This window comes from Paeniroseomonas aquatica (assembly GCF_030409335.1).
In the GTDB taxonomy this organism is placed as follows: Bacteria; Pseudomonadota; Alphaproteobacteria; order Acetobacterales; family Acetobacteraceae; genus Belnapia; species Belnapia aquatica.
Genome location: NZ_JAUFPN010000194.1, coordinates 83,573 through 91,094, shown reverse-complemented (window position 1 = coordinate 91,094; position 7,522 = coordinate 83,573). Strand labels below are relative to the sequence as shown.

The following is a 7,522-nucleotide window of genomic DNA, read 5'->3' as shown; positions in this document are numbered from 1 at the left end:
GAGCCCGGCGGCGGCGCAGCGGGGCCTGCCCGCGCCGGTGCCGGCGGTGGCGCCCGCCGCGGCACCGCAGGTCATGCCGGGCATCGCCGCCCCGGCCGGATCCGACCCGGCCGCCGGCACCCGGCGGGTGTCCTACAGCCTGCGCCAGCTCGGGCTGCGCGCGCCGATGCAGCTGCGCGGCGTCTCGGACCTGCAGGGCGTGCTCTTCGGCGTGCGCGGCGACGAGGTGGTGACCGAGGCGCGGCTGGTGCTGCAGGGGGCGACCTCGCCGGCGCTGATCCCCGAGCTGAGCCAGATCGCGGTCACGCTGAACGAGCAGTTCGTCGGCGCCATCCAGCCGGAGCGGAACCGGCCCGCCTTCGGGCCGCTGGAATTCCCGGTGAACCCGGTCTTCTTCGCCGACAACAACCGGATGAACTTCCGCTTCTCCGGCCGCTACGCGGTGGAGTGCAACGACCCGCTCTCGGGCCTGCTCTGGTCGGTGATCTCGGATACCTCGACGCTGAGCCTGGTGCTGGAGAAGCTGCCGCTGGCCCGCGACCTGGCGCGGCTGCCGGAGCCCTTCTTCGACCCGCGCCTGCTGCGCGACCCGCTGACCCTGCCGGTCGTGCTGCCGGAGGCCGCCGGCAACGACGCGCTGCGGGCGGCGGCCATCGCCGCCTCCTGGTTCGCGGTGCAGGCGGACTACCGCGGGGCGAGCTTCCCGGTCTCGGCCGCGCCGCCGCCGCGCGGCCATGCCGTCGTCGTCGCCATCGGCCCGGACGGCATCCCCGGGCTGAGCCTGCCGCGCTTCGAGGGCCCGACCGTCGCCCTGCTGCCCAACCCCGGCGACCCCTCCGGCCTGCTGCTGGTGCTCGGCGGCCGCACCGGGGCGGAGGCCGTCGCCGCCGCCACCGCCGTGGCGGTGGGGCGGGAGGCGCTGGCCGGCGAGATCGCCCTGGTGCAGCCGCCGGACGTGCCGGCCCGGCAGCCCTACGACGCGCCGCGCTGGATCCGCAGCGACCGGCCGGTGAAGCTGGGCGAGCTGGTCGATCCCTCCGAGCTGCAGGTCTACGGCTATGCGCCCGGGCCGATCTCCGTCCCCTTCCGCACCGCGCCGGACCTCCTCACCTGGCGCAACCGGCCGCTGGAGGCGGAGATCCGGTTCCGCGCGCCGCCGGGGCCGATCGCCGACGTCGCGGTCTCGCGCCTCGACGCCACGGTCAACGACCTCTACCTCCGCAGCTTCCCGCTGCGGCGGGCGGATCCGGCCTGGCCGCTGTCGCTGGCCGGCCGCCTCTTCGGCGGCGCCGACCGGTCGGAGGGCCGTGCCGGCATCCCGCCCTGGATCGTCTTCGGCCAGAACGAGCTGCAGCTGCGCTTCGACATGCGGCCGCTGTCGCGCGGCGAATGCGCCGCGGTGCCGGGCGACATCCGCGCCAGCATCGACCCCGACAGCACCATCGACCTGTCCTCGGCGCATCGCTTCGCCACCCTGCCGAACCTGGCCCATTTCGCCGGCTCGGGCTTCCCCTTCACCCGGCTGGCCGACCTCTCGACCACCGCGGCGGTGCTGCCGGACCGGCCGAGCGCCGGCGAATTGTCGGCCTTCCTCGGTCTAGTCGGCCGGATGTCGGCGCTGGTCGGCTATCCCGCGACCGGGCTGCAGGTGATCCGGCCGCAGGGGCTGCAACAGGCGGCGGAGAAGGAGCTGATCGTCATCGGCGCGCTGGGCCGCAACCCGGCCCTGCCGCAGCTGCTGCAGAACGCGCCGCTGCAGCTCGAGGGCAACCGGCTCAGCGTGGCGCTGCCGGACGCGCTCGGCCGGTTCCGCCAGCTGTTTGACCGCCGCGGCCGCAGCGGCGAGGCCGAGCGCGCCTCCGCCCAGCTGGCCGCGCCGGGGGAGGGCCTGGGGGCGATCTTCGGCTTCGAATCGCCGCTGCGCGCCGGCCGGTCGGTGCTGGTGCTGACCGGCGCCACCCCGGCCGGGCTCGAGGAGATGGTGCAGGCGCTGGGCGACGCCGAGCAGCAGCCGCGCATCCAGGGCGACCTCGCGCTGCTGAGCGGCGGCCGGATCCAGGCCTTCACCCTCGGCGACAGCTACACGACCGGCAGCCTGCCGCCCTGGCTCTGGCCGCAGCTCTACCTGTCCTCCAGCCCGGCGGCGCTGCTCGGGACCCTGGCCCTGGCCGTCATCCTCCTGGCCGCGCCGCTGTACTGGACGCTGCGACGGCGGGCCGTGCAACGCCTGCGGGTGAGGACCCAGTGATGGCACGCCGCGCACGCCTGATCGCCGCCGCGCTGGGGCGCGCGGCCATGGGGGCGGCCCTCGGGGCCGCCCTGCCGCCGGCCGGGCAGGCCCAGCCGGCCCCGCCCCCTCCGGCCAGCGGCCAGGAGGCGGCGGTCGCCACCCTGATCGACCAGGCCAATTACTGGCGCCTGCAGAACCGGCCGGAGCTGGCGCTGCGGACGCTGGAGCGGGTGCTGGCCGTCGATCCCCGCAACGTCGACGCGCTGGCGGGGGCGGCGCAGTCGCAGGCGCAGCTCGGCAACCGGCCGGCGGCGGAGGGCTACCTCGCCCGCCTGCGGCAGGTGGCGCCGGGCGACCCGCGGCTGAGCGAGACCGACATCACCGTGCGCGCCGCGACGGTGGACCAGGGCGCGCTGGCCGAGGCCCGCCGGCTCGGCCAGGCCGGCCGCGCGGCCGAGGCGGCGCAGCGCTACCGGGAGCTGTTCCGCGGCGCCGCGCCCCCCGATGCCTATGCGCAGGAATACTACGCCACCCTGGCCGGCACCGAGCAGGGCTATGCGGAGGGGCGCGACGGCCTCGCCCGGCTGAGCCAGCGCGCCCCGGCCGATACCCGGCTGCAGCTCGCCCATGCCCAGGTGCTGACCTACCGGGACGCCACCCGCGGCGAGGGCATCGGCCGGCTGCGCCAGCTCGCCGCCAACCCCGAGGTGGCCGCCGCGGCCGCCGCCGCCTGGCGGCAGGCGCTGCTCTGGCAGGGGCCGAACCGCGCCCTGGAGCCGGAGCTGCAGGCCTTCCTGCAGCGCTTCCCGAACGACCAGCAGGTCGCGGCGAAGCTGGCCGAGGCGCAGAACCCGCCCGCCGGGGCGCCCGACGAGGGCGGCCTGTCCCGCATCCGGGGCTTCGAGCAGCTGAACGCCGGGCGGCTGCGCGAGGCGCAGCGGGAATTCGAGACCGCGGTCGGCCGCAACCCGGAGGACGCGGATGCGACGGGCGGGCTCGGCCTGGTGCGGCTGCGCGAGGGCCGCTTCGGCGAGGCGCGGACCCTGCTCGAGCGCGCGATCCGGCTGGCGCCGGACCGGCGCGGCCAATGGCAGCGGGCGCTGGATGGCGCCGCCTATGCGGCGGAGGTCGCGGCGGCGCGGAGCCAGCTGCAGGCCGGCAACCTGGAGGCGGCGGAGCCCCGCCTGCGCCGCGCCGCCAGCCGCGAGGGCGGCGACCGGGCGGATGCCGAAGCGCTGCTCGGCGACCTCGCGCTGCGGCGGGGCGACTTGGCCGGGGCGGAGGCGCGCTACCGCGCCGCGCTGGCCCGGCGGCCGAACCTCGGCGCGGCGGCCAGCGGCCTGTACGAGGTGCTGCAGCAGCAGGGCCGCTTCGCCGAGGCGGAGGCGCTGCAGCGCCAGGCCGGCAGCGCCCTGGCCGGCGGCGATGCCGGCGCCGGCCGGGCCAGCGCCGTCCGCGGCGAGGCGCAGCGGGCCGCCGATCCGGCGGCCGCCATCGCCCTGCTGCGGCAGGCGCAGCAGCTCGACCCTTCCAGCCCCTGGATCCGGCTCGACCTCGCCCGGCTGCTGGCCCGCCAGGGCCGCGGCGCGGAAGTCCGGGCGACGCTGGAAGGGCCTGGCCCGGGCGCGGGCAGCCCGGACCAGCTCCACGCCGCCGCCCTCTTCGCGGAGGAGGACAGCCGGCCGGAGGAGGCCGCCGTGCTGCTGGAGCGCATCCCGGTGCGGCTGCGCAACGCCGACATGAACCGGCTGCTGGCCCGGACCAGGGTGGCGGCCGAGGTGCAGCAGGCCATGGGCCTGTGGCGCCGCGGCCGGCGGGCCGAGGCCCGGGTGGCGCTGTTCGGCATCGCCGGGCGGTCCGACCCGAGCGGGGCCGGCGGCCAGCTCGCGGTGCGCGCGCTGGGCCAGCTGAACGACCCCGCGGGCGCCGCCGAGGCGGGGCGGACCGCCATGGCGGCCAATCCCCGCGCGGCCCCGGCCGCCAGGCTCGGCCTCGCCGGGGCGCTGCTGGCCGCGGGGGCGGAGCCGGAGGCCGTCCAGCTCGCCCGCTCGGTGGAGGGCCTGCCCAACCTGACCGGCGAAGAGCGGCGGCAGTCGGTGGCGCTGCAGTCCGGCCTCGCGGTGCGGGTCGCGGACCGGCTGAACGAGCAGGGCGACCAGGCCGCCGCCTATGACGCGCTGGCCCCGGTGCTGGCGCGGGACCCGGCGGACCCGAGCGCCAACCTGGCCCTGGCCCGGCTGTACCAGGGCGCCAGCCAGCCGCGGCAGGCCGCGCTGGTGGCGGAAGGCGTGCTGCAGGCCGACCCGCGCAGCCTGGATGCCCGCGTCGCCGCGGTGGATGCGGCGATCGCCGGCCGCGACTGGCAGCGGGCGGAGGCGCTGCTGGTGGAGGCCCGGGCGCTGCATCCGCACGAGCCGCGGGTGGCGCTGCTGGAGGCCCGGCTGGCCCGGGCCTCGGGCAACAGCGCCCGGGCGCTGCGGGCGCTGGAGGCGGCGGCGGCGCAGCCGCGCCGGGCGCAGCCGGGCGCCGGGCTGGCCGCCGCCGGGAGGCTGGCCGGCCCGGTCGAGGCCAACCCGTTCCGCCGGACGGCCGGGCCCGCCGCCGCCGGGCCGATCGCCCAGGGCAGCGATCCGCTCGCTGCCGAGATCCAGCGCGAACTGGCGGCGGTGCGGGAGGAGACGACGGCCCGGCTGCAGGGCGGCATGGGCTTCCGCACCCGGACCGGCACCGCCGGCCTCGACCGGCTGGAGGAATATTCGGCGCCGATGGAGGCCTCGGTCGGGGCCGGCCGCCTCGGCGGGCGCTTCACCGCGACGGTGACGCCGGTCAGCCTCTCGAGCGGCAAGCTGGAGGGCACCACGGCCGAGAGCCTGCGCAGCTTCGGCAGCAATGCCCTGGCGGTGCCGGCGGGCACGACCGGCATCTCCGCCGCCACCCGGGAGCGGCTGGCGCCGCGGCAGACCGAGGCGAGCGGCGTCGGCCTCGGCCTCGGCTATGCCCGCGGCGGCTTCGCCGCCGATGTCGGCACCACCCCGGTCGGCTTCCGCCAGCAGCATGTGCTCGGCGGCATCGAGCTGACGCCGGCGCTCTCCGGTACCCTGCGGCTGCGGCTGACCGGCGAGCAGCGGGCGGTGACCGACAGCCTGCTCTCCTGGTCCGGCCAGCGGGATTCGCTGTCGGGCCGCAGCTGGGGCGGCGTGGTCCGCACCGGTGGCCGGGCGCAGCTGGAATACGCGGCCGGGCCGGTGGGGCTCTACGCCGGCGGCGGCTACTACGGCTTCAGCGGCGAGAACACCGCCCGCAACAGCCGCATCGAGGCCGGCGCCGGCCTCACCTATGCCTTCTGGCGGGAGCCGGAGGACGAGCTGCAGGCCGGGCTCGACCTCGTCTACCTCAGCTACGACAACAACCAGCGGCTCTTCACCTTCGGCAACGGCGGCTATTTCAGCCCGCGGAGCTACGTCGCGCTCAACCTGCCGGTCGACTGGCGCGGCCGCAGCGGCAACCTCTCCTACCGGCTCGGCGGGACCATCGGCTACCAGAGCTACCGCGAGGATGCCGCCCGCTACTTCCCGCACGACCCCGCCGCGCAGGGGCAGCTCGAGGCCTCGCTCGGCGGCGACCCGACCGGCCGGTCGAGCCAGCCGGCGCGGTCGGAGACCGGCCTCACCGGCGGCATCCGCGGCGATCTCGAGTATTCGGTCACGCCGAACCTGCGCATCGGCGGCCTGCTGCGCTACGAGCGGACGGCGAATTGGAACGAGGCGCGCGGGCTGTTCTTCGCCCGCTACCGCTTCGACCAGTAGGGCCCCGGCACCGCCACGCGGCGCTAGGGGAAGTGCCGGGCCGCGCCTTCGCCCCGCAGCTGCGGGTTGTCAAAGACCGGGTCGCGCCAGCGCCGCAGCGCCTCGCCCAGGGCGCCGGCCAGGTCGCGCTTCTGCTCGTCGCCCAGCAGCTTGCCGATCTCGACCGCCCGGCCGCGCTGGCGCAGCACCAGCAGGGCGACGCGGCCCGGGCGTTCCTCCAGCCGCAGCTGCGCCCAGTAGGGGTCGATCCGCAGCTCCTCCCGGCGGCCCTGGAAGTCGGTGCGGCGGATGGTCAGGCGCTCCTCGGTGAGCACCAGGACCTCGACCGAGCGCAGGCTCCAGCGCCGGTGCAGCGTCAGCAGGCCCAGCACCAGCGCCGCTTCCAGCCCGGTGAAGCCGAGCACCGGCCAGGCGCCGAGCGCCAGGAACAGCAGCCCGATCGCCGCCGAGGCGACCAGCACGAAGCCGGCGACCAGGCGCATGCCGCGCGCATCGAGGCTGCGCGGCGGGGTGCAGATGGCTTCGAACAGGACAGGGTCGGGCTGGGCTGGCATGCTGCAGCAGGACATGGGATGGCGCTGCCATCCGTCCAGCCGCCCCCAGGTGAATCGCCGCCGATGCCCCGCCCCCCCGCCAGACCGAAGCCCCCCCTGCACGGCAGCGCCCTGGCCTCCCGCCGGGCGCGGCGGATGTCGGCTGCCCAGGCCGGCGAATTCCTGCGGGCGCTGGCCATGCACAACCCGACGCCGGAGACGGAGCTGCTCTACGGCACCCCCTTCACCCTGCTGGTCGCGGTGGTGCTCTCGGCCCAGACCACCGATGCGGCGGTGAACAAATGCACCCCCGCCCTCTTCGCCGCGGCGCCCGGCCCGGCCGAGATGGCGGCGCTGGGGCCGGAGGGCATCGCCCCCTACATCCGCCGGATCGGGCTCTGGCAGGGCAAGGCGAAGAATGTCGCGGCGCTGTCGCGGATCCTGGTCGAGCAGCATGGCGGGGTGGTGCCGTCCGACCGGGCGGCGCTCGAGGCACTGCCGGGCGTCGGCCGCAAGACCGCCAATGTCGTGCTGAACGTGGCCTTCGGCGAGAACACCATGGCGGTGGACACGCACATATTCCGGCTCGGCAACCGCACCGGCCTCGCACCCGGCAAGACCCCGCGGGAGGTGGAGGACGGGCTGGTGAAGCGCTGCCCGCCGGAGCTGCTGCGGGACGCGCACCACTGGCTGATCCTGCACGGGCGCTACGTCTGCAAGGCGCGCCAGCCGGAATGCTGGCGCTGCCCGGCGGCAAGCCACTGCAACTACGGCGATAAGGTCCCGGCCCCGGGCTGACATCATTCGGTTCCCGACCCGGCTCCGGGAACTGCCGGAGGCAGGGCCGCGTTATCCTGGCGCAATCGATCCGAAGGCACCGGCCCGCCGTTCCGGCGGTCCCCCGCCCGGCTCGTCCGCCGGCGATCCTCGCAGGCGGCTCCACGGCGACCGCA

At 76.8% G+C, this 7,522-nt stretch carries 4 protein-coding genes; 3 read left to right on the top strand and 1 reads right to left on the bottom strand.

Going from position 1 to position 7,522, the window contains the following annotated elements; genetic code table 11:
- Both QWZ14_RS24460 and QWZ14_RS24455 read left to right on the top strand, forming a co-directional pair.
- A partial coding sequence (locus QWZ14_RS24460) for a cellulose biosynthesis cyclic di-GMP-binding regulatory protein BcsB (protein ID WP_290319586.1) occupies positions 1–2,248 on the top strand: 2,248 nt, incomplete at its 5' end.
- On the top strand, positions 2,248–6,036 hold the full coding sequence (locus QWZ14_RS24455) for a cellulose biosynthesis protein BcsC (RefSeq protein WP_290319585.1): 3,789 nt from the start codon (positions 2,248–2,250) through the stop codon (positions 6,034–6,036). The genes QWZ14_RS24460 and QWZ14_RS24455, both read left to right, overlap by 1 nt.
- Positions 6,037–6,059: 23 nt before the next feature.
- Here QWZ14_RS24455 and QWZ14_RS24450 read toward each other — a convergent pair whose 3' ends face one another.
- Positions 6,060–6,605: a DUF2244 domain-containing protein gene (locus tag QWZ14_RS24450; protein ID WP_290319584.1), complete on the bottom strand. Its 546-nt coding sequence runs from the start codon at positions 6,603–6,605 to the stop codon at positions 6,060–6,062.
- Positions 6,606–6,725: 120 nt separating this feature from the next.
- Here QWZ14_RS24450 and nth point away from each other — a divergent pair, with 120 nt between their 5' ends.
- Positions 6,726–7,367, top strand: coding sequence for an endonuclease III (gene nth / locus QWZ14_RS24445; RefSeq protein WP_290319590.1), 642 nt, complete (start codon positions 6,726–6,728; stop codon positions 7,365–7,367).
- Positions 7,368–7,522 lie beyond the last annotated feature (155 nt).

What these genes read in the sequence shown, in the direction of transcription:
- QWZ14_RS24450 (WP_290319584.1), bottom strand. Translation starts at nt 6,605, where the DNA reads ATGTCCTGCTGCAGCATGCCAGCCCAGCCCGACCCTGTCCTGTTCGAA.
- nth (WP_290319590.1), top strand. Translation starts at nt 6,726, where the DNA reads ATGTCGGCTGCCCAGGCCGGCGAATTCCTGCGGGCGCTGGCCATGCAC.
- QWZ14_RS24455 (WP_290319585.1), top strand. Translation starts at nt 2,248, where the DNA reads ATGGCACGCCGCGCACGCCTGATCGCCGCCGCGCTGGGGCGCGCGGCC.